This window comes from Streptomyces sp. NPDC003248 (assembly GCF_055563235.1).
In genome coordinates, this window is record NZ_JBVHDT010000002.1 from 515023 (window position 1) to 537097 (window position 22075).

At 70.0% G+C, this 22075-nt stretch carries 17 protein-coding genes, 1 tRNA gene and 2 pseudogenes; 14 read left to right on the forward strand and 6 right to left on the reverse strand.

Going from position 1 to position 22075, the window contains the following annotated elements; all coding sequences use genetic code 11:
• Window positions 1-5: 5 nt before the first annotated feature.
• A pseudogene (locus ACZ3KJ_RS07655) lies at window positions 6-563 on the forward strand (transposase); the annotation flags it as partial.
• A 75-nt stretch (window positions 564-638) separates the two neighbouring features.
• Window positions 639-944: pseudogene (locus tag ACZ3KJ_RS07660) on the forward strand (tyrosine-type recombinase/integrase); the annotation flags it as partial.
• A gap of 90 nt (window positions 945-1034) precedes the next feature.
• On the opposite strand, the gene ACZ3KJ_RS07665 reads toward ACZ3KJ_RS07660, so the two are convergent.
• Window positions 1035-1108 (reverse strand) — tRNA-Gly (locus ACZ3KJ_RS07665).
• A gap of 535 nt (window positions 1109-1643) precedes the next feature.
• Here ACZ3KJ_RS07665 and dcd point away from each other — a divergent pair.
• The 5 genes from dcd to ACZ3KJ_RS07690 all read left to right on the forward strand — a co-directional run bounded on the left by dcd (window position 1644) and on the right by ACZ3KJ_RS07690 (window position 5181).
• Window positions 1644-2219, forward strand: coding sequence for a dCTP deaminase (dcd, locus tag ACZ3KJ_RS07670; RefSeq protein ID WP_043502688.1), 576 nt, complete (start codon window positions 1644-1646; stop codon window positions 2217-2219).
• Entirely contained in the window at window positions 2216-2725 is a 510-nt protein-coding gene (locus ACZ3KJ_RS07675) for a phosphoribosyltransferase (protein ID WP_467525400.1), read from the forward strand. The genes dcd and ACZ3KJ_RS07675 overlap by 4 nt, the downstream gene beginning before the upstream one ends.
• A 411-nt stretch (window positions 2726-3136) precedes the next feature.
• Window positions 3137-3799 (forward strand): hypothetical protein, encoded by a 663-nt coding sequence (locus ACZ3KJ_RS07680; RefSeq protein WP_467525401.1) that lies wholly within the window; start codon window positions 3137-3139, stop codon window positions 3797-3799.
• Window positions 3800-3813: 14 nt separating this feature from the next.
• On the forward strand, window positions 3814-4227 hold the full coding sequence (locus ACZ3KJ_RS07685; protein ID WP_467525403.1) for a hypothetical protein: 414 nt from the start codon (window positions 3814-3816) through the stop codon (window positions 4225-4227).
• A 69-nt stretch (window positions 4228-4296) separates the two neighbouring features.
• On the forward strand, window positions 4297-5181 hold the full coding sequence (locus ACZ3KJ_RS07690; protein ID WP_467525405.1) for a YhjD/YihY/BrkB family envelope integrity protein: 885 nt from the start codon (window positions 4297-4299) through the stop codon (window positions 5179-5181).
• A 95-nt stretch (window positions 5182-5276) separates the two neighbouring features.
• Here the strand turns inward: ACZ3KJ_RS07690 and ACZ3KJ_RS07695 are convergent, their stop codons facing one another.
• Together ACZ3KJ_RS07695 and ACZ3KJ_RS07700 are read right to left on the reverse strand one after the other, a co-directional pair.
• Window positions 5277-6329 carry a Yip1 family protein gene (locus tag ACZ3KJ_RS07695; protein WP_467525406.1) on the reverse strand — a complete coding sequence of 351 codons (1053 nt, stop codon included), beginning with the start codon at window positions 6327-6329 and terminating at the stop codon, window positions 5277-5279.
• A gap of 187 nt (window positions 6330-6516) precedes the next feature.
• Entirely contained in the window at window positions 6517-8808 is a 2292-nt protein-coding gene (locus ACZ3KJ_RS07700) for a heterodisulfide reductase-related iron-sulfur binding cluster (protein WP_467525408.1), read from the reverse strand.
• A gap of 247 nt (window positions 8809-9055) precedes the next feature.
• On the opposite strand from ACZ3KJ_RS07700, the gene ACZ3KJ_RS07705 reads away from it, so the two are divergent.
• The 5 genes from ACZ3KJ_RS07705 to ACZ3KJ_RS07725 all read left to right on the forward strand — a co-directional run bounded on the left by ACZ3KJ_RS07705 (window position 9056) and on the right by ACZ3KJ_RS07725 (window position 14611).
• On the forward strand, window positions 9056-10360 hold the full coding sequence (locus ACZ3KJ_RS07705) for an MraY family glycosyltransferase (RefSeq protein WP_467525410.1): 1305 nt from the start codon (window positions 9056-9058) through the stop codon (window positions 10358-10360).
• A gap of 95 nt (window positions 10361-10455) precedes the next feature.
• Window positions 10456-12303, forward strand: coding sequence for a molecular chaperone DnaK (gene dnaK / locus ACZ3KJ_RS07710; protein WP_467525412.1), 1848 nt, complete (start codon window positions 10456-10458; stop codon window positions 12301-12303).
• On the forward strand, window positions 12300-12953 hold the full coding sequence (gene grpE / locus ACZ3KJ_RS07715; RefSeq protein ID WP_467525414.1) for a nucleotide exchange factor GrpE: 654 nt from the start codon (window positions 12300-12302) through the stop codon (window positions 12951-12953). Before dnaK ends, grpE begins: the two co-directional genes overlap by 4 nt.
• 33 nt (window positions 12954-12986) lie before the next feature.
• A complete protein-coding gene (gene dnaJ / locus ACZ3KJ_RS07720) occupies window positions 12987-14159 on the forward strand; it encodes a molecular chaperone DnaJ (RefSeq protein WP_467525416.1) in 1173 nt (390 codons plus the stop codon).
• 5 nt (window positions 14160-14164) lie between these two features.
• Window positions 14165-14611, forward strand: coding sequence for a heat shock protein transcriptional repressor HspR (locus tag ACZ3KJ_RS07725; protein ID WP_401687653.1), 447 nt, complete (start codon window positions 14165-14167; stop codon window positions 14609-14611).
• Between the two features lie 76 nt (window positions 14612-14687).
• Here the strand turns inward: ACZ3KJ_RS07725 and ACZ3KJ_RS07730 are convergent, their stop codons facing one another.
• Window positions 14688-16406, reverse strand: a complete 1719-nt coding sequence (locus ACZ3KJ_RS07730; RefSeq protein ID WP_467525418.1) for a fibronectin type III domain-containing protein — start codon at window positions 16404-16406, stop codon at window positions 14688-14690.
• A gap of 191 nt (window positions 16407-16597) precedes the next feature.
• Window positions 16598-18325, reverse strand: coding sequence for a fibronectin type III domain-containing protein (locus tag ACZ3KJ_RS07735; RefSeq protein ID WP_467525420.1), 1728 nt, complete (start codon window positions 18323-18325; stop codon window positions 16598-16600).
• A gap of 314 nt (window positions 18326-18639) precedes the next feature.
• On the opposite strand from ACZ3KJ_RS07735, the gene ACZ3KJ_RS07740 reads away from it, so the two are divergent.
• Both ACZ3KJ_RS07740 and ACZ3KJ_RS07745 read left to right on the forward strand, forming a co-directional pair.
• Entirely contained in the window at window positions 18640-19752 is a 1113-nt protein-coding gene (locus tag ACZ3KJ_RS07740) for a sugar ABC transporter substrate-binding protein (RefSeq protein WP_467525422.1), read from the forward strand.
• Between the two features lie 313 nt (window positions 19753-20065).
• A complete protein-coding gene (locus ACZ3KJ_RS07745) occupies window positions 20066-21103 on the forward strand; it encodes a helix-turn-helix transcriptional regulator (protein WP_467525424.1) in 1038 nt (345 codons plus the stop codon).
• On the opposite strand, the gene ACZ3KJ_RS07750 is transcribed toward ACZ3KJ_RS07745, so the two are convergent.
• Entirely contained in the window at window positions 21066-22049 is a 984-nt protein-coding gene (locus tag ACZ3KJ_RS07750; RefSeq protein WP_467525426.1) for a helix-turn-helix transcriptional regulator, read from the reverse strand. The two genes, ACZ3KJ_RS07745 and ACZ3KJ_RS07750, sit on opposite strands and share 38 nt — an antisense overlap.
• Window positions 22050-22075 lie beyond the last annotated feature (26 nt).

A 22075-nucleotide genomic window follows, 5' to 3' on the forward strand; every position in this document is an offset into this window, starting at 1 on the left:
TGTCGCCTCCGTGCTTCGGCGTCTCGGAGTCCACCGCGCACCGCCGCTTCCAGATCTGGTCCACGTCACCCGCGTCGTCCTGGACACCGCCCACGTCCGGGCAGAAAAAGGGGGCGAACACACAGGCCCGCGCCCGTGGACCGGCAAGCCGGGTACCAAGATGCACATCCTGTCGGACGCGAACGGACTGCCCCTACTCGTCGGGATCTCGGCCGGCAACGTCCACGACAGCGAGGGGCTGAAGCCCATGGTCGAGAGCCACCAAACGCAACACGACCCCTACCGCGGGCGGTACTTCAAGCCACAGCGGCTGCATGCGGACAAGGCATACGACGTCCGCCACCTGCGTGGACGGCTGGGGGGCAAGCACATCGGCGTGCGCATCGCCCGCAAAGGTACGGAGTCCAGCGAACGATTGGGACGTCGCCGCTGGGTGATCGAGCAGACCCTGTCCTGGCCGTCCGGTTACCGCCGCCTCAGCCCCCGCAACTAACTACCTGGCCCTCCCCGGACTCGTCGCCACCCTGTGCGGCTACAAGCGCCTCGTCCGCCTCACCACGTAGGACACCGTCCTAGCATGCTCGCTTTGGCCTTGGTTCGGTCCGTCTTGCGCCGCACCACCCTGGCCAACCGGCCTCCGGCGCACCTCCTCCGGCCGGAAATGGCGCCGGGCCCGCGTGGCCGTCGGCCTCCCGGACGGCTTCCGCTTCTACGACCTTCGTCACACCGGCCACACGCTCTGGACCCGGTCCGGCGCCACTCTCAAGGACACGATGGTGCGCGCCGGCCAGTCCTCCGAGAAGGCCGCGCTGATCTATCAGCACTCGGACGACGAGCGGCAGCGGGACGTGGCGGCCGGGCTCGACGACATGGTCCGGGCCGAGCGTGCGAAGCACCACACCGACGACCGTGCGCACCACGAGCAGAAGGCGACCGGCAGCTAGCAGCGCCGTTATGGTGCGGATGTGGTGAGCTCCCCGCCCACTGGTCTGGACAACAAACAACCCCCGGGTCGATGACCTGGGGGTTTGTCATGGAGCGGGTGACGAGAATCGAACTCGCGCTCTCAGCTTGGGAAGCTGATGTTCTACCATTAAACTACACCCGCGCAAGACGCCAGCCGGCCGATTCATCAATTGTGCCGAGCCGGTGTCTGATCGCCCCGTCACTGTACCTCATGCCAGGCCCCCGGCGCTGAAGCCGTGGGGCCTGAGTCTGTTTCAGGGGAGGGATCCGGCTGCGGGTGGCCGGAGTTGGGGCGTACGGTGGGGGCGTTGGAGAGGGTCCGGGTGAGGTCGGAGTGCCGCCTGGAGGGCTATCCCGAACGTCCCGTAATGTGGCGTTTGTCGTCACGGCATCCCGCCAGATGTGACGCCGGCTCTTGGGGAAGGGACTCTAGGACTTGATGGAGCGCACCGTCGTCCGTTGTGCCGATGGGCACGTGTTCAGCACCGCTTCGTTCCCGATGCAGAAGGCCGAGCGACTCGGCCCCGGGCGGCTCGTCCGGTGTCCTCGCTGTGCGCGGTTGCGCAGCGCGGTGCCGGTGACTCTCGAGAAGCGGTAGGGCACAGCGAGGCACACAGCCCGGCGCGCGGAGTCGTCCTGATTGTGGCGGGTCCGCGCGCCTTGCGTATCCTCGGGGCGTGCTTCTCTCAGACAAGGACATCCGGGCCGAGATCGACGCCGGGCGGGTGCGGATCGATCCCTACGACGAATCCATGGTGCAGCCGTCGAGCATCGACGTACGTCTCGACCGTTTCTTCCGGGTGTTCGAGAACCACCGGTACCCCCACATCGACCCGTCCGTGGAGCAGGCCGACCTGACGCGGCTCGTGGAGCCGGAGGGCGACGAACCGTTCATCCTCCACCCCGGTGAGTTCGTCCTCGCCTCGACGTACGAGGTGATCACGCTTCCCGACGATCTCGCCTCCCGCCTGGAGGGCAAGTCCTCGCTCGGGCGGCTCGGGCTCGTCACCCACTCCACCGCCGGGTTCATCGACCCCGGCTTCTCCGGGCACGTGACGCTGGAGCTGTCCAACCTCGCGACCCTGCCCATCAAGCTCTGGCCCGGTATGAAGATCGGGCAGCTGTGCATGTTCCGGCTCAGCTCGCCGGCCGAGCACCCGTACGGCAGCGAGCGCTACGGCTCCCGGTACCAGGGCCAGCGCGGGCCGACCGCCTCCCGGTCCTTCCTGAACTTCCACCGGACCCAGGTATGAGCGACGCACGCGAGAACCTGAGCTACGAGCAGTTCGGCACCGCCGTCCGCGAGCTCGCCCAGACCATCGCCGACGACGGGTACGAGCCCGACATCGTGCTCTCCATCGCCCGCGGCGGTGTCTTCGTCGCCGGCGGGCTCGCCTACGCCCTCGACTGCAAGAACATCCATCTGGTGAACGTCGAGTTCTACACCGGCGTCGGGACCACGCTCGAGATGCCCGTCATGCTCGCGCCCGTCCCCAACGTCATCGACTTCTCCGACAAGAAGGTCCTGATCACCGACGACGTCGCCGACACCGGCAAGACGCTCAAGCTGGTGCGCGACTTCTGCCTCGACGCCGTCGCCGAGGTGCGCACCGCCGTGATCTACGAGAAGTCGCACTCGCTCGTGAAGTGCGAGTACGTGTGGAAGCGGACCGACGACTGGATCAACTTCCCGTGGAGTGTTCTGCCGGTGGTACGTAAGTCGGGGGAGCCGGTCACCCCGTCGAAGGAAGCGCTCTGAGCTGCGGCGTCTCGCTGAGCCAGCACAGCCTGTATGACGAGAGGCCTTGGTGATGCCAAGGCCTCTCGTCATGTATGCAGATGGCTGACTCCGGGCGTGGCACGTCTCCACGATCCGGAGCTCCGCTTTCGGGAGAGGACGGCAGCACGCTGCTGGCGTGTCCTCCGTCCGTCTCCATGGGGTTCACTGGGGATGGAAGCCGGATAGCCTGCCGACTCATAGCGGCAGTAGCAGCACGAGGAGTTCGGGCCCCTGGCTCGGCACCGGTCGCCAGATGGGGGAAGCGCCATGGAATTAGCTCGTACCTCGATTGGGCTTGTAGCCGCCTTCACGGTGCCGACGGCATTTGATTGGCATTCAAGAAGGCCGTGGCGTGCGATTGCATTCACTCTGGCTTATGGAGCTCTTGCTGTGGCGCCCTCGGGGGTCAGCTCCAAGGAGCGTGTCGCATTAATCTCCCTCACTTTGGCTGCGGCCTGTCTCGCACTCCTGAGCAAGCCTTCGAATTGGAGACTTCCGAGTCTTGAATCGACCTGGAAAAAGCTTCTCCTGAAGGGTGCGGCGGGCTCACGTCTGTCGGGGGCCGAGTATGCTGTCGCGGCCGTTGGAGTCATTGCGGTTCTGTTGCCGTTTTTCCTGGGATTCGATGCGGGGGTCCAATTCGCCCGTCGGAGAGTCATCGACAGCGATCAGGCGGTCACCATTTTCTCGGGAATGCTGATCGCCGTCTTCGGTTGCCAAAAAGTCATCGGCAGAGTTGTTCGGCCCCTCGTCGAGAAAATCCTGGAGAAGATCAACTCCAAGGAATTCGAGGCGAGTGTCGGGGACTTCATCAAGGCGGGACCCCACGTAGGGTGGATCGAGAGGTTCATCCTCTTCACATTTTTGGTCTCGGGAAACTCCGCGGCTGCTGCATTGGTGGTGACGGCAAAATCGCTTGCGCGCTTCCCGGAGATTCAGCAGGCGGAGAAGCTGGTCGGCGACTACTATCTGGTAGGAACGCTCACCAGCGTTGCAATAGCTCTCGTGGCGTCCAGTGTGACCAGGATGGCACTGGGGATGCCGCCCCTGTAGACAGGAGGAGCATCATGTCGCTGCGCGATCACCCGTTCTTTCAAGAACTGGCCTCTCTGCGCCTTCCCGGCGGAGATTATGTGATCGCCGGCAGTGCGCCCATGCTGGCATACGGAATCAAGAGGAATATCGGCGACATCGACATCGTGGCTCGGGGGGAAGCCTGGAAGATCGCTCTAGGATTGGGCCGGGCCTCCAGGGCTCCTCTGGGTGCGGCGCAGCGCATCGTGCTCTTCGGAGGGGATATTGAAATCCTCGATGGTTGGTTTGAATATTCTGTCGACTCGCTGATCGAGGGCGGGGAGTCCATAGACGGGTTCAGGTTTCTTTCACTCGCCAGAACGATAGAGTGGAAGACTTCCCTGGGGAGGAAGATGGACATGGAGGACGTCGCATTGATGCAGCAGTTTCTCGATCACGCCGTGTGACCGGTATCGCGGCCGCGCCGAGAGGCTTCGACGTGTGCGGCCCCGCCCCGGAACGGGTTGACTGGTCGTATGACCGGCCGCAGCGGCCCGCAGCCGCACGGCAGACGGGGTGACCTCCGCCGGGGCGCCCGCTGGGGCGAGTGGCGGCGGGGCACCGTCCGTCGTGTCCGGGGCAGTCAGGCGGGCACGCTGTGGAGCCGGCTCTCCACGGTGGACTTCCTCGGGAACTCCTTCCAGCTCGCCGCGCTCTCCCTGCTGTGTTTCTTCCCGTTCCTCATCGTCGTGACGGCCGCGACCGGCCGGGACGCCGCCACCGCCCTCGTCGGCTGGCTCGGGCTGCACGGGCAGGCGGCGCAGGCCGTGGCCTCCCTCTTCCCGGCGGGCGAGGCCTCGGGCGGCGTCACCGCGGCGAGTGCCTGTCTGCTGGTCGTCGGCGCCGTCGCCGTCGCCGGCACCTTGCAGAGCTGGTACCGCAAGCTCTTCGACATCGCCCCCGGTGGGTGGCGGGACGTCGCGGCGCGGATCGGCTGGCTCGCCGCGCTCCTCCTCTACAGCGCCGCGCAGGCCCTGGCCGGCCGTGCGCTCGGCGGGAGCGAGCCGGTCCTCCAGGCACTGGTCGGCTTCGCGACGGCCACCTGCTTCTGGTGGGGCAGCATGTACGTCCTCCTCGCGGGGACGGTCCGCCCGCGCACGCTCCTGCCGTCGGCCGTCGCCACCGCCCTGTGCTGGACGGGCCTGGGCGTGTTCTCCGCGCGCTACTTCTCCGGGCTGATCGTGGAGAACAGCCAGAGGTACGGCCCCATCGGGGTCGTCATGGTGATCCTGTCGTGGGTGATCGCGGTGGGGGTGGTCATCCACCTCGGCGCCGTGATCGGCTGCCTGTACCTGGAGCACCGTTCCGGGCGGAGTGGGCCGCGCGCGCCGCGTGGGCCGCGCGGGTCACCACACCCTTGACGCCTGCTTCCGGACCTGCGGACAGACCCGGGGCCTCCCGATCCTCGGTGGATCGGGAGGCCCCGGCCGTTCGGTGAGCGGGTCCGCGGGCGGCCCTAGAACGTGCCCAGCTTCACGATCGACAGCAGGGCGACCAGCTGGATCGCGGACGCGCCCAGCGCCTTCGGCCACGGCAGGTCGTGGGAGCGGCTGACCATGATGGTCAGCAGGGCTCCGGCCGCCACCCAGGTCGCCCAGCCGAGGATCTGGACGAACGACGCGTCGCCGCCGAGGAACATGGCGACGATCAGCCGCGGGGCGTCGGTGAGCGACATGATCAGCATGGAGAGGCCGACCGTGGGCTGCCAGGCGCCGTCGCCGCCGAGCTGGCGGGCCAGGGTGTGGGTGACGACGCCGAGGACGAAGGAGCTCAGCACCATCGCGACGGCCGTCGTCAGGACTATCGGGATCGCGTTGGAGAGCGTCGCGTTGATCGCGTCCTCGCGCGCGGTGTCGAAGCCGAAGACGGCGAGCAGGCCGTAGAGGAACGTCACGATGAGGGCGGGGCCCCACAGCGTGTAGTCCCGCATCCGGAGGAACGTCTGGCTGGGCGACAGGACGACGCCCTTCAGCAGTTCCTTCCAGGGCAGGCGCGGGCCGACCGGGCCGGACGGGGCCGCCGCGGAGCCGGCGTGGTACGTCTCGCCCCTGCTGTACTGCTGGTGGTCGTCGATCGAGAACGCCTGGGTGTGCCCGGGGTTGTTCGCGGCGTAGGGGTCCGGCGTGCCCGGCCCGGCGCCGTACGACGACGGGTCGTCGCCGCCGAAGTACTCCGGCTCGCCGCCCTGGCCGCCGTAGCCGCCGCCGTTCGCGGGGGGCCACTGGCCGCCCGCCCCGCCGCCGGTGGAGCCGTACGGGGGCTGCTGGCCGCCGCGGTACTGCGGCCGCTGCTGCGGGTACGGCTGCTGCGCCGGAGGGTAGCCGTACGACGGCCCCTGGGGCGCCTGCTGCCCGTACGGAGGGTCTTGGGGTCGCGCTTGCGGGGCGCGGCCGTCCCGGCCGCCACGTCCGATCCTGAATCCAGCCACGTCAACGAACGTACCTGGTCCCGGAGAGTGACGTGCCGGGCCCGGCCCGCCGGAGGCGGCTTTGCGGCCGACCTGTGACATCCCCTGAGGGAGACCCGGAGCCCGGAGCCTCCCCCAGGGGGACCCGAAGCCCGGAGCCTCCCCCAGGGGGACCCGAAGCCCGGAGCCGCACACGCCGACGCCCCCTGTCCGCGTCCGGCGGAACAGGGGGCGTCGGTGGGGCTCGGCGGGCTCGGCTCGGTGCGGAGGTGCCGGGTGCCCGTGGTGGTCACTTGACCGGCTGGGGCTCCGGCTCGCTCTCCGTCTCGGACGTACCCGCGGGGGGCTCGTCGTCGACGGGCGTCTTGACGGACTCCAGCAGGAGCTGGGCGACGTCCACGACCTGGACGGACTCCTTGGCCTTGCCCTCGTTCTTCTTGCCGTTGACCGAGTCGGTCAGCATGACGAGGCAGAAGGGGCAGGCGGTGGAGACGATGTCGGGGTCGAGGGAGAGGGCCTCGTCGACGCGCTCGTTGTTGATGCGCTTGCCGATCCGCTCCTCCATCCACATCCGCGCGCCGCCGGCGCCGCAGCAGAAGCCGCGCTCCTTGTGGCGGTGCATCTCCTGCTGACGCAGGCCTGGGACAGCCGTCATGATCTCGCGCGGAGGCGTGTAGATCTTGTTGTGGCGGCCCAGGTAGCAGGGGTCGTGGTAGGTGATGATGCCCTCGACCGGGGTCACCGGGATCAGCTTGCCCTCGTCCACGAGGTGCTGGAGCAGCTGGGTGTGGTGGATGACCTCGTAGTCGCCGCCGAGCTGCGGGTACTCGTTGCCGAGGGTGTTGAGGCAGTGCGGGCAGGTGGCGACGATCTTCTTCGCCGACTTCGGCTTCCGCGACTCCTCGGTGACCTTGCCCTCGTCGTCCGTCTCCTCGCCGAACGCCATGTTCAGCGCCATGACGTTCTCCATGCCGAGCTCCTGGAAGAGGGGCTCGTTGCCGAGGCGGCGGGCGGAGTCACCGGTGCACTTCTCGTCGCCGCCCATGATCGCGAACTTGACGCCCGCGATGTGGAGGAGCTCGGCGAACGCCTTCGTGGTCTTCTTGGCGCGGTCCTCCAGGGCGCCGGCGCAGCCGACCCAGTACAGGTACTCGACCTCGGAGAGGTCCTCGATGTCCTTGCCGACGACCGGGACCTCGAAGTCGACCTCCTTGGTCCACTCCAGGCGCTGCTTCTTCGCCAGGCCCCAGGGGTTGCCCTTCTTCTCCAGGTTCTTGAGCATCGTGCCCGCCTCGGACGGGAACGACGACTCGATCATGACCTGGTAGCGGCGCATGTCGACGATGTGGTCGACGTGCTCGATGTCCACCGGGCACTGCTCGACGCAGGCGCCGCAGGTGGTGCAGGACCACAGGACGTCCGGGTCGATGACGCCGTTGTCGTCGGCGGTGCCGATCAGCGGGCGCTCGGCCTCGGCGAGGGCGGCGGCGGGAACGTCCTCGAGCTGCTCCTCGGAGGCCTTCTCCTCGCCCTCCATGGTCTTGCCGCCGCCGGCCAGCAGGTAGGGGGCCTTGGCGTGCGCGTGGTCGCGCAGGGACATGATCAGGAGCTTGGGGGAGAGCGGCTTGCCGGTGTTCCAGGCGGGGCACTGCGACTGGCAGCGGCCGCACTCGGTGCAGGTGGAGAAGTCCAGCAGGCCCTTCCACGAGAACTGCTCGATCTGGGAGACGCCGAAGACGTCGTCGTCGCCGGGGTCGGTGAAGTCGATCGGCTTGCCGCCGGACGTCATCGGCAGCAGCGCGCCCAGCGAGGTCTCACCGGTGGCGTTGCGCTTGAACCAGATGTTCGGGAACGCCAGGAAGCGGTGCCAGGCCACGCCCATGTTGGTGTTGAGCGAGACCACGATCATCCAGATGAACGAGGTGCCGATCTTCACCATCGCGGTGAAGTAGACCAGGTTCTGGAGGGTGGTGACGCTCAGCGACTTGAAGGCCAGGACCAGCGGGTACGAGGCGAAGTACGCGGCCTCGTAGTGCTCCACGTGGTGGATGGCGCCCTCCAGGCCGCGCAGCACGTAGATGGCGAGGCCGATGGTCAGGATGACGTACTCGACGAAGTACGCCTGGCCGGCCTTGGAGCCCGCGAAGCGGGACTTGCGGCCCGGGCGGGAGGGCAGGTTCAGCAGGCGGATGGCGATGAGCACGGCGATGCCGAGGACCGTCATCACGCCGATGAACTCGATGTAGAGCTCGAACGGCAGGAAGCCGCCGATGACCGGCAGCGTCCAGTCGGCCTGGAAGAGCTGGCCGAAGGCCTGCGCCAGGGTCGGCGGCAGCGTCAGGAAGCCGACGGCCACGAACCAGTGGGCGACGCCGACGATGCCCCACCGGTTCATGCGCGTGTGGCCGAGGAACTCGCGGACCAGTGTCACGCTGCGCTGGTAGGGGTTGTCGGTCCGGGCGCCCGCCGGGACCGGCTGGCCCAGCTTGAAGTACCGGACGAACTGGCCGATGGCTCGGGCGAGCAGGGCGACGCCGACCACGGTCAGGGCCAGCGACACGATGATCGCGGCGAGTTGCATGGGGGCTCCTCGGGCCTGCGAGGGGGATACGGCGGGACGTGTCGTGCGGCGCGTGCGCGGGGTGCGCGGCGCCTCGGAACAGGTACCCGAAATTACTAAGCGGTAACTTATGTAGTCCGTCTGAGACTACCCCCATCTCCCGTCGCACTGTAGTCGGGCGGCGGGTGATCTGGGTCGCTGAGGGTCACCTCAGAATCAGACCGTGTTATTCATGCCAAATTGGTACATTCATGACTAATTTATATCCGTGCTCTACGGGATCGCCGCCGCCACCGCCGCCCTGCTCCTCACCGCCTTCCTCGCCGCGCTGCTGCGCGGGCCCGCCCTGCGCGTCGGACTGGTCGACCGGCGGCAGCGGCAGCGGCGGCGGCGGGTGGCGCTGTCGGGCGGCGTGGCCGTCGTGCTGACGACGTGCCTCGTCGCGACCGCCGGGGACTGGACGGGGGCCGCCCCGCTCGGCGAGGGCATGGGGGCTCTGCTCGTCGCGGGCGGCGGGGTCGCGGCGCTCGGGCTGGTCGTGGACCTGTGGCGGCTGAAGGCCCGGTTCGTGGTGGCCGGTACGGCGGTGGCGGCGGCCTTCGTGGTGCCGTACGGCGACACCGGCGTCGTCGCCGGAGTGGCGGCCGTCGGCTGGATCGCCTGCGTCGCGCTCGCCTTCCGGGCCCTGGACCACGCCGACGGGGTCGCCGGGACCGTGGGGGTCGTCACCGCCTTCGGCGTGGGGGCGTGCGCGGCGGCCGAGATGATGGACGGTCTCGCCGTGCTGCTGAGCGTGCTCGCCGCCGCTCTGACCGGGTTCCTGATGCACAACTGGCCTCCCGCGCGCGTGGCGCTCGGCGGCTGCGGCGCGCTCTTCACCGGCTTCCTGCTCGCGGCGGCGGCCGTCTCCGCGCGCGCGGGCCAGGACGCCGTGGCCGGCGCGGGCGTGCTGTTCGCGCTCACCGCGGTCGCCGCCGCCGACGTCGTCCTCGTCCTGCTGGCCCGGCGCACGGCCGGGCGCCCGCTGCTGCGGCGCGGGCCCGACCACCTGGCCCACCGGCTGCGGCGGCTCGGCCTCACCCCGCAGGGCGTGACGGTCCTGCTCGGCGTCGCGGCCTTCGCGGGGGTGCTCGTCGGGACCCTGGTGCACGCCGGCTGGGCGGACGCGCAGGCCGTGCTGTGGGTGGCGGGCGGCGTTCTGGTCGTCGTCCTCGGACTGTGGCGGGTGCCGGTGTACACCCGGCCGCCGGGAGAGGGCGGCGGCGCGGCGCGGCGGCCGGGGGAGGGGAGCGTGGTGCGGCGCGCCGGCGAAGGCGGCGGGGTGCGGCGCCCTGGGGAAGCGGGCGCGGTGCGGCGCACTGGGGAAGCGGGCGCGCGGCGGTTTGGGGAGAGTGCGGGGCGGCGTCCGGAGGAGGGTGCCGTGCGGGCCCGCGCCCGGGCCCGGCAGCCGTCCGTCTCCGCGGTGCAGCCCCCTCGGCGGTCGGCCGAGTCACCCGCGCGATCACTCGCGCGAGTATCCCGCCGTACGGTGTCGCCGCAGGTCAGCGAGGTGTTGCGCGTAAGGAACGGATAAGAGTTGAGTCGGTGGGACTCAGGTCTGTTGACCGGGCGCCGGGTGTCGTGCACACTTGAGTCCGTTCCACTCAAGTCAGCTGGAGGAAGATCACCATGGCACGTGCGGTCGGCATCGACCTGGGCACGACTAACTCCGTCGTCAGCGTTCTGGAGGGCGGCGAGCCCACCGTCATCACCAACGCCGAGGGTGCCCGGACCACGCCGTCCGTCGTCGCCTTCGCCAAGAACGGCGAGGTGCTGGTCGGCGAGGTCGCCAAGCGCCAGGCGGTCACCAACGTGGACCGGACCATCCGTTCCGTGAAGCGCCACATGGGCACGGACTGGAAGATCGAGCTCGACGGCAAGAGCTTCAACCCGCAGCAGATGAGCGCCTTCATCCTGCAGAAGCTGAAGCGCGACGCCGAGGCGTACCTGGGCGAGAAGGTGGCCGACGCGGTCATCACCGTCCCGGCGTACTTCAACGACTCCGAGCGCCAGGCGACGAAGGAAGCCGGTGAGATCGCCGGTCTCAACGTCCTGCGCATCGTCAACGAGCCCACCGCGGCCGCGCTCGCCTACGGCCTCGACAAGGACGACCAGACGATCCTCGTCTTCGACCTCGGTGGCGGCACCTTCGACGTGTCCCTCCTGGAGATCGGCGACGGCGTCGTCGAGGTGAAGGCCACCAACGGTGACAACCACCTCGGTGGTGACGACTGGGACCAGCGCGTCGTCGACTACCTGGTCAAGCAGTTCCAGTCCGGCCACGGCGTGGACCTGTCCAAGGACAAGATGGCGCTCCAGCGTCTGCGCGAGGCCGCCGAGAAGGCGAAGATCGAGCTGTCCTCGTCCACCGAGACCTCGATCAACCTGCCGTACATCACGGCGTCCGCCGAGGGCCCGCTGCACCTGGACGAGAAGCTCACCCGCGCCCAGTTCCAGCAGCTGACCGCGGACCTCCTCGAGCGCTGCAAGACCCCGTTCTTCAACGTCATGAAGGACGCCGGCGTCTCCATCAACGAGATCGACCACGTCGTCCTCGTCGGTGGCTCCACCCGTATGCCCGCCGTCGCCGAGCTCGTCAAGGAGCTGACCGGCGGCAAGGAGGCCAACAAGGGCGTGAACCCGGACGAGGTCGTCGCCATCGGCGCCTCGCTCCAGGCCGGTGTCCTCAAGGGTGAGGTCAAGGACGTCCTGCTCCTCGACGTGACCCCGCTGTCCCTCGGTATCGAGACCAAGGGCGGCATCATGACCAAGCTCATCGAGCGCAACACCACGATCCCGACCAAGCGGTCCGAGATCTTCACCACGGCCGAGGACAACCAGCCGTCCGTGCAGATCCAGGTCTACCAGGGCGAGCGCGAGATCGCGGCGTACAACAAGAAGCTCGGCATGTTCGAGCTGACCGGTCTGCCGCCGGCGCCGCGCGGCGTCCCGCAGATCGAGGTCTCCTTCGACATCGACGCCAACGGCATCATGCACGTGACCGCGAAGGACCTGGGCACGGGCAAGGAGCAGAAGATGACCGTCACCGGCGGCTCCTCGCTGCCGAAGGACGAGGTCGACCGCATGCGCCAGGAGGCCGAGCAGTACGCGGAGGAGGACCACCGCCGCCGCGAGGCCGCCGAGGCCCGCAACCAGGGCGAGCAGCTCGTCTACCAGACCGAGAAGTTCCTCAAGGACAACGAGGACAAGGTACCCGGCGAGATCAAGACCGAGGTCGAGGAAGCCCTCTCCGAGCTGAAGGACAAGCTCAAGGGCGAGGACACCGCCGAGATCCGCACCGCCACCGAGAAGGTCGCGGCCGTCTCGCAGAAGCTCGGCCAGGCCATGTACGCCGACGCCCAGGCCGCCCAGGCCGCGGGCGGCCCGGAGGGCGCCACCGCCGGCGGTGCCAAGGCCGACGACGACGTCGTCGACGCCGAGATCGTGGACGACGAGCGCAAGGACGGTGCCGCGTGACGGAGGAGACCCCGGGCTTCGAGGAGAAGCCCGACGTCCCCTCCGGCGCCACCTCCGACGACGCCGAGCCGAAGGCCGCTCCCTCCGACGAGGGGGCGGCCCCGGCCGGGGACGCGAACCAGACGGCCGGGCTGGTCGCCCAGCTGGACCAGGTGCGCACCGCGCTCGGCGAGCGCACCGCGGACCTCCAGCGGCTCCAGGCCGAGTACCAGAACTACCGCCGCCGGGTCGAGCGCGACCGGATCGCGGTCAAGGAGATCGCCGTCGCGAACCTCCTGACCGAGCTCCTGCCCGTGCTCGACGACATCGGCCGCGCACGCGAACACGGCGAACTGGTCGGCGGATTCAAGTCCGTCGGCGAGTCCCTGGAGACCGTCGCCGCGAAGATGGGCCTCCAGCAGTTCGGCAAGGAGGGCGAGCCCTTCGACCCGACGATCCACGAGGCCCTGATGCACAGCTACGCGCCGGACGTCACCGAGACGACGTGCGTGGCGATCCTCCAGCCCGGGTACCGGTTCGGCGAGCGCACCATCCGTCCCGCCCGGGTGGCCGTGGCCGAACCCCAGCCGGGGGCCCAGACGGTCAAGCCGGCCGAGGAGAGCGACACGGCGGCCGACGACAAGGAGAGCGGTGGCCCGGACGAGGGCTGAGCTTGAACCGACGCGAGAGGAGGGACGTCGAGGATGAGCACCAAGGACTTCATCGAGAAGGACTACTACAAGGTCCTCGGCGTCCCCAAGGACGCCACCGAGGCCGAGATCAAGAAGGCGTACCGGAAGCTCGCCCGCGAGTACCACCCGGACGCCAACAAGGGGAACGTCAAGGCCGAGGAGCGCTTCAAGGAGATCTCCGAGGCGAACGACGTCCTCGGCGACCCCAAGAAGCGCAAGGAGTACGACGAGGCGCGCGCCCTCTTCGGCAGCGGCGGCTTCCGCCCCGGCCCGGGCGCGGGCGGCGGCTCCTTCAACTTCGACCTGGGCGACCTCTTCGGGGGCGCCCAGGGCGGGAACGCCGGCGGTTTCGGCGGTGGGATCGGTGACGTCTTCGGGGGCCTGTTCAACCGCGGCGGCGCCACGGGCGCCCGTACCCAGCCCCGGCGCGGCCAGGACATCGACACCGAGGTCACCCTCAGCTTCACCGAGGCGATCGAGGGCGCGACGGTCCCGCTGCGCATGACCTCCCAGTCACCGTGCAAGGCCTGTTCCGGCACCGGCGACAAGAACGGCACCCCCCGGGTGTGCCCGACCTGCGTCGGCACCGGGCAGGTGGCGCGCGGCTCGGGCGGGGGCTTCTCCCTCACCGACCCCTGCCCCGACTGCAAGGGACGCGGCCTGATCGCCGAGCACCCCTGCGCGGAGTGCAGCGGCAGCGGGCGGGCCAAGTCCTCCCGCACCATGCAGGTCCGCATCCCCGCGGGCGTCACCGACGGGCAGCGGATCCGGCTGCGCGGCAAGGGCGCCCCCGGTGAGCGCGGCGGCCCGGCCGGCGACCTGTACGTCGTCGTCCACGTCGACCCGCACCCGGTCTTCGGCCGCAAGGACGACCACCTCACCGTCACCGTGCCCGTCACCTTCACGGAGGCGGCCCTGGGCGGCGAGGTCAGGGTGCCCACGCTCGGCGGCCCGGCCCTGACGCTGAAGCTGCCGCCCGGCACACCCAACGGACGCACCATGCGCGCCCGGGGCAAGGGCGCGGTCCGCAAGGACGGAACCCGCGGCGACCTGCTGGTCACCGTCGAGGTGAGTGTTCCCAAGGACCTGTCGGGGAAGGCTCGTGACGCGCTGGAGGCGTATCGCGAGGCCACCGCGGGTGAGGACCCGCGGGCGGAGCTGTTCGAGGCCGCGAAGGGAGCTTGAGGGTGATGGACGGCCGTCGACGTAACCCGTATGAACTGACCGAGGAGACCCCGGTCTACGTCATCTCGGTGGCGGCCCAGCTCTCCGGACTCCATCCGCAGACACTGCGCCAGTACGACCGCCTCGGCCTGGTCTCCCCGGACCGTACGGCCGGGCGGGGCCGCCGCTACTCGGCCCGCGACATCGAACTGCTGCGCACCGTGCAGCAGTTGTCGCAGGACGAGGGCATCAACCTGGCCGGCATCAAGCGGATCATCGAACTGGAGAACCAGGTCGCCGCCCTCCAGGCCCGGGTGGCCGAACTCCAGTCCGCGCTGGACGGCGCGGCGGCGGCCATGCAGCAGCGGGAGGCGGCGGTCCACGCCTCCTACCGGCGCGACCTGGTGCCGTACCAGGAGGTGCAGCAGACCAGCGCGCTGGTGGTGTGGCGGCCGAAGAAGGCCAAGGACTGACGCGACGCGTCGACCCGTGTGAAGGGGCCCGGAGGACCAACCTCCGGGCCCCTTCGCGCTGTTCCCGCGTGACGCGCTACGGCGCGGTCACGGTCCAGTCGCCGGCCGGCAGGGACTCGGTGCCGTCCTCCGCCACCGCGGTGACCCAGTAGTAGGTGGTGGTTCCGCGCTGCACGCCGGTGTCGGCGTACTCGGTGGTGCCGCTCGGGAGTGCGGCGATCGTCTCGTAGGCGGAGGTCTCCGGGTTCCAGCGGTGGACGCGGTAGCCGCCCGCCTGCTCGGGGGCCGAGTCGGCGAGCCCCTGCCAGGTCAGCAGGTTGCCCTCGTCGCCCTCGGCGGCCGACACGGTGAGGGACAGGGGCGAGCCGTCGGGAGTCGGGACGCTCGGTGTCATGTCCAGCTCGGTCGCGGTCACGATCTGCGCCTCGCCGGTCCAGCGGAACGCGGAGTTCCCGGCGTCGTCGACGGCGTCCACGATGAAGCAGGACTCCTCACCGTCGGGAAGGACGGTGTACGCGTACGAGGTGGTGCCGGCCGGTACGGAGTAGCCCGCGGAGAGGGAGCACACCCGCTCGTCACCCTCGTCGCCCAGGAGCTCGCCACGGCGGACCGTGTAACTCGCCAGGTCCGCCGTCGGGTTGGCGTCCCAGCCCACCAGGAAGCCGTACTCGGTCGGGGTGACGGTCACCCCGGTGACGGCGGACGGGGGCGTGAGGTCCCGGCGCTTGCCGCTCACGGCGGCGGACCGCGCGGACTCGTTGCCAGCCGCGTCCAGGGCGGTCACGCGGTAGTAGTAGGTGCCGTCCTCGGCGGCGGTGGTGTCCAGGTACGAGACCTGGCCCGTGTCGGTGCCGATCCGGGTGTACGTGCCGTCGGCGCTCGCCGCCCGGTACACGCCGTACGACGCGGCTCCCGTGACCTGGCTCCACAGGAGCCGCAGCCCCCCGGACTCGCTGCTGACCGACAGCCCGGCGGGCACGCCCGGGGCGGTCCGGTCCACGGTCGTGACGGTCTTGTCCGCCGTGCCCGCCGACTCGTTGCCCGCCTTGTCGTAGGCGCGCAGCTCATAGGCGTAGGCCGCGCCGGTCACCGGGAGGGTGGTGTCGGTGTACGTGGCGGAGGCGGTGGCCGCCAGCCTGGTCCAGGTCGCGCTCTCGACGGGCCGCCGGTAGACCCGGTACCCCGCGAGGTCCATCTCCTTGTTCGCCGCCCAGGTGAGCTTCGCCCGGCCGGTCGCGGTGTCGTAGGCGGCGGCGAGACCCGTCGGGGTCAGCGGCTTGACCTTGTCGACGGTGGCGGTGGTGCGGGGCGCGTACGTGAAGGCGACGTTGGCGTTGCCCGTCCAGTTCACGTAGTCGACGCGGAGGGTGTGCTTCCCGGCGGACAGGGTCAGGTTGACGGTCTTCTTCACCGTCGTCGACCCGTTCTTCCAGACGTCGGCCTTGCGGACACCGTCGACATAGACGCGGAGACCGTCCTGGACGGCGACGGTGAAGACGAAGGGCCCGCCGGAGCCGAAGTCGCGGGTGACCGTCCAGCGGACGCCGAAGTTGTTCGTCGGGACGCCGGAAGCCGGGGCCTTGGCACCCCAGTTCTCGCTGATCGCGGCGTCGCATCCGGTCTGCTTCGGCGTCCCGGAGAAGGTGGTGTTCGCGAAGATCTGCCGCTTGTAGACGGGTGCGGTGCACGTCGTGGCGGCGGAGGCGGGCGCGGTGGTGACGGCGAGCAGGCCGCCCGCGGTGACGAGCACGACCGTGGCCGCGGCGGCGGCGGTCGTGCGTCTTGCTCGGTTCATGCAGTCCTTCGATCCGTTCCGGCGACGGCGGTGATCGGCCGTCGCCGGAACGGACTGTTCAGGAGGGTGCAAGGTTGTACGGCGGCTGGAGGAGGGCGGCGAGGGGGGCGGTACGCGAAAGGCGTGTGGTTCGAACTGGGGCCCGCGACACCGGCGTGAGCGCCGGGCGCGGGCCCCGTGATGCCCGTGGGCTACGGCGCGGTCGCCACGGCCCCGGCCGCCGGGAGGGACTCGGTGCCGTCGGCGGCGAGGGCGGTCACCCAGTAGTGGTGGGTGGTGCCGCGTTCTGCGGTGAGATCGTCGTAGTAATTGTCGGCGGTCGCTGTGTCGGCGAGCTTCTCGTACGCGGAGGTCTCCGGGTTCCAGCGGTAGACGCGGTAACCGCCGGCCGCCTCGGGGGAGGAGGCGTCGAGGCCGGTCCAGTCCAGCCGGATCCCGCCACTCCAGGCCTCGTCCACGGTCAGTGCCAGGGGCGAGCCGTCGGGCGTGGGAACGCTCGGCGTGAGGTCGAGTTCGGTCGCGATCTGGCCGGCGGCCTCGCCGTTCGCGCGGAAGACGGAGTTGAGGAAGTCGTCGACGACGTCCACGACCAGGCAGGCCGTCTCGCCGTCCGGGACGGTGGTGTAGGCGAAGGAGGTGGCGTCGGGCTGGTCGTCCACCCAGGCGACCGCCTCGTAGGAGGTGCAGGACTCACCGTCCCCGTCGGCCTGGAGTTTCCCCCGGTAGACCGTGTAGTGGTCCACGTCGGTCGCCGGGCTGGGGTCCCAGGTCAGCTGGAAGCCGTACTCGGTGGCGGTGGCGGTCAGTCCGGTCAGGGCGGGCGGCGGGGTGAGGTCACCGCGCGATGCCTTGACCGCTGCGGACTGCGCGGATTCATTGCCGGCCGAGTCCAGCGCCGACACGCGGTAGTAGAAGGAGGCCCGCTCGGCGATCGTCCTGTCCACGTAGTAACTGCCCTTCGTGGTGCCCACGAGGGTGAACGCGCCGTCCGGTTCCGACGCCCGGTACACCCGGTACGAGGCCGCGTCCTCGACCACGCCCCAGCCGATGTAGGCACCTTCCGCCAAGAGGGAGCCGCCGATCCGCGTGATCGCGGCCGGTGCCGTCCAGTCGGCGGTCACGACCGACTGGTCGAGGCTGCCGCCCGACTCGTTGCCCGCCTTGTCGTAGGCGCGGATCTCGTAGTGGTAGAGACGGCCGTCCGTCGGCGGGGTGTCGGTGTACGAGGTCGCCGTCGTCGACGTCAGCCGAGTCCAGCCGCCGTACTCCATGGTGCGGTAGACCCGGTACCCGGCGAGGTCCATCTCCTTGTTCTTCGCCCAGGTGAGCTTCATCCTGCCGGTCGTCCTGTCGTAGGCCGACGAGAAGCCGGTCACGACCAGGGGCCTCACCTTGTCCACCGAGGCCGAAGTGCGCGGCGCGTAGGCGAACGTGACGTTCGCCTTGCCCGTCCAGTTGACGTAGTCGACGCGCAGGGTGTGCTTGCCGTGCGGGATGGCGATGTTCAGGGTCTTGGAGACCGTCGACGAGACGTTCTTCCACAGGCTGATCTTGCGGACGCCGTCGACGTACACCCGGATGCCGTCCTGGGCGGCGGCGGTGAAGGTGAACGGGCCGCCGGAGCCGAAGTCCCGCGTCACCGTCCAGCGGACGCCGAAGTTGTTGGACGGGACGCCGGAGGCCGGGGCCCTGGTGCCCCAGTTCTCGTTGATCGCGGCGTCGCAGGCGGTCTTCTTCGCGGTGCCGGAGAAGGTGGTGTTCGCGAAGATCTGCCGCTTGTAGACGGGGGAGGCGCAGCTCGTCGCCGCGGCGGCGGGGGTGGCGGTGGCGGTGGTGACGAGGCCGCCGGTCAGGGCGAGCACGATGGCGGTCGCGCGCCTGGTTAAGGCCGCGCGGGCGGTGCGGTTCATGCGGTTCATGCGATGCGTCGGGTCCTCTGTTCGACCGGGGACGGCGGGTCGGCCGTCCAGTGATCGACTCGCGAGGGACCGCCCTGGTTGTGCGGTTCCTCGGGGTTTCCTGAGGCGCCGTCGAGTGAAGGGCCCGTAAAGGGTGTTTGGAGGGGAGTTCGCCTCCTCTCCATGTGTCTTCACGCGCTAAGCGGAGGGTGATGTTGCTACTTCGTTAAGTAGTACCGCTTGACGTCGGTGGTCGCCGACGCGTTGGCTTTTGAAGCACCTGGGTCAACATGCCGAACCCATGTCCGGAAAACGCACCTGAAGTGAGCCCCCTAATGCGCCGTCGTATCGCCATGGCCGTGGCCGCCTCCACGCTGTCCCTCTCGCTCGCCGGATGCGGGATGCTGAGCGCCACAGAGGACGCCGCCGACGCGACGCCGACCAAGGGTGACGACATGGTCATCGGCATGCTGATGCCGGAGAAGACGAACACCCGCTACGAGCAGTTCGACTACCCCATCCTCAAGGAGAAGGTCGCCTCCCTCACCAACGACAAGGGCAAGGTCGAGTACGCCAACGCGGCCGCCGACGCGGACACCCAGGTGACCCAGATGCAGCGGATGATCGACGAGAAGGTCGACCTCATCCTGCTGGACGCCGTCGACTCGGAGTCCATCGCGGACACCGTGCAGAAGGCCAAGGACGCGGGCATCCCGGTCATCGCCTACGACCGCCTGGCCGAGGGCCCGATCGACGCGTACGTCTCCTTCGACAACGAGCTGGTCGGCGAGGTGCAGGGCCGCAGCCTCCTGGAGGCGCTCGGCACCGCCGACACCTCCGACAAGATCGTCATGATGAACGGCTCGCCGACCGACCCGAACGCCGAACAGTTCAAGGCCGGCGCGCTGACGGAGCTCCAGGACCAGGTGACGATCGCCGAGTCCTACGACACCAAGGACTGGAGCCCGGAGGTCGCCCAGTCCCAGATGACCGAGGCGATCGAGAAGATCGGCGCGGGCAACATCGCGGCCGTCTACTCCGCGAACGACGCCATGGCCGGCGGCATCCTCAAGGCCCTCGAGGCCGCGGGCGTCAGCGACTCCGACCTGCCGCCGATCACCGGCCAGGACGCGGAACTGTCGGCGGTGCAGCGGATCGTCAGCGGCCAGCAGTACATGAGCGTGTACAAGCCCTACCCGGAGATGGCGGAGGCCGCCGCGGAGATGGCCGTCGCCAAGGTGCGGGGCCGGGAGATCCAGTTCGACTCCCTCACCCGTGACACGGTCGACAGCGCCACCGACAAGGACATCCCGGCCCAGCTGGTCACCGTGGTCGCGCTGACGAAGTCCAACATCGAGAGCACGGTCGTCGCGGACGGCATCTACGAGGTGTCCGACATCTGCACCGCCAAGTACGAGGCCGCCTGCGCGGCCATCAAGCTCAACTGACGCCGACGGCACGGCGGAAGGGGGGCACGCGCATCGCGTGCCCCCCTTCCGCGTGCCCCGGCGCGCCGGCGGCGCCCGCCCCTCACCACCCGTGTGCCGCCCGCCCCCCCGGCCCCGAAACCCGGGCGGAACGGGCGGGCACGAAACTTCTGACACCCCCAACTTGTTGCAGTGCGACCGGCGGAGGCCGGGAGATACCCGCATGTACCGGCTGATTTCATCGGCTCGGGCGGTCCGAGCCGTGTTGCGGTGCCGGTCCGGGCCGCGCATAGTTGCGCTGCGGAAGTGGCCGACAGCGGGGGTGGGATGGGCGATGGCCGGGCACGGGACGGAGGAGCATCCTCACGGTGCTGACCGACTGTGCGAGGCCGGGGATCGCGTGTATTCCCGGGCCGTACGGCGGGGCCGTGTGCCGCGCCGGGACGCCGAGCCGGTGCCCTGTCTGCTGGAGCTCGCCCTGCTCCACCCGGACCCCGACGACATGGACTGGCTGGTGCCGACCTCCCCGCAGGAGGTCATGACCCGGCTGCTGCGCGGACTGTACGACGAGGTCAGCGCGAGCCAGCGGCGGATGGGCTCGGCGGTGGCCGCCTTCGAGTGGTACGCGGGCCTGGGCGGACCGGCGCCGGCCCCGGTGACCGGGGAGGGCGCGGCGATCCGCGTCCTGGACGGCGCCTCCCGCATCCAGGCGGCCCTGGACCAGGCGACGGACGCGTGTACGACCGAGGTGCTGACGGTCCAGCCCGGCGGCATCCGGCGCGAGCACGAGCTGTCCGAGGGACTGCACCGGGCGCTGGCGCTGCGCGGGCGGGGCGTGCGGATGCGGGACCTGTACAACCATGTGGCCCGGCACGGCCAGGGCCTGCTCAACTACCTGGAGCTGATGGGCGACACGGTCGAGGCGCGGACCCTGGACGAGGTCGTCGACCGGCTGATGCTCTTCGACCGGACGGTCGCCTTCATCCCCGCCAACGCCGACCGCACGATGGCGCTGGAGCTGCGCCACCCGGCCCTGATCGCCTACCTGGTCACCGTCTTCGAACGCCTCTGGCGGCTGGCGATCCCGCTGACCGCGCCGCTGCCCGACACCCGGATCGAGGGCATCTCGCACCGGGAGCAGTCGATCGCGGCGCTGCTGGCGGAGGGGCACCAGGACGCGGTGATCGCGGAGCGGCTGGGCATCAGCGTCCGCACCTGCCGGGCGCACATCGCCCGTCTGTCGGAGACGCTGGGCGCGGCGAGCCGTACCCAGCTGGGCGTGCGGATCGCGCAGGTGGGCCTGGACGGGCACCTGCCCGAGGTGTCCGCGCCGGTCATCGTTCCCGGTCGAGGATCCCCGACCGTCCGATGAGGTAGCCGAGCTGGGCGCGGCTCTCACTGCCGAGGGTGGCGGCCAGTTTGGCTATGTGGACGCGCGCGGTGCGGACGTTCATGCCGAGGCGGTCGGCGATGACGGTGTCGGTGTGGCCCTCGACGAGGAGGGCGGCGATCGCGCGCTGGCGGGGGGTGACGCCGTTGAGACTGGGCTGCCGGACGGCCTCGGGGTACATCGGTGTCGCGAGCCGCCAGAGGCGGTCGAAGACGGTGGCGAAGTAGTCGATCAGGGCGGGGTGGCGGACCTCCAGGGCAAGGGTGCGGTCCCTGCTGGCGGGGAGGTAGGCGACCGTGCGGTCGACGATGAGGAGACGCTCGGTGATCTCGTCGAGGGTGCGGGCCTCCACGTCGCCCCGCAGCCGTTCGTAGCGTGCCTGGACCGTGGGGATGTGGCGGGTGGTGTGCTGGTAGAGCGTGCGGATACGGCCGCCGCGGTCGAGGAAGGCCTGGTCGCGGTCGAGGGCCTCGGCGTGCACCTCGGGCGGCGGGCCCACGTGGCTCGCGTGCGGCTGGATGGCCAGCACCTCGCCGGTGGCGCGCGTCATGGTGCGCGTGAGGACCTGGTTGATCCGGCCGAGCCCGCTGATCAGCACGAGTTCGGCGGAGTCCGCCGGGTCGGCGCCGGGTACGGCGAGCGCGAGGAGCGGTGCGAACGCCTCGGCGAGCCGGGTCTCCTGCCGGCGCCGGCGGGCTATGTCCTCGGCGACGGCGCGCAGCAGGCGGGGCAGGGCGACGGCCGGGGCCAGCGGGTGCAGCCGGTGCGGGTCGCCGGGGCCGGGCCGCAGGAGCCCGGCGTCGACCAGACAGGGGTACTGCTCCGCCTCGCGCGCCGGGACGCCGCCCGACCGCAGGGCGCGCGCGTAGAGCTCCAGGGCCGCCTCGCAGGGCCCGTCCGGACCGTGGTCGTGCGCTGCCGCAGTCACGCGTGACTCTCTCCTCGGGTGTGCGG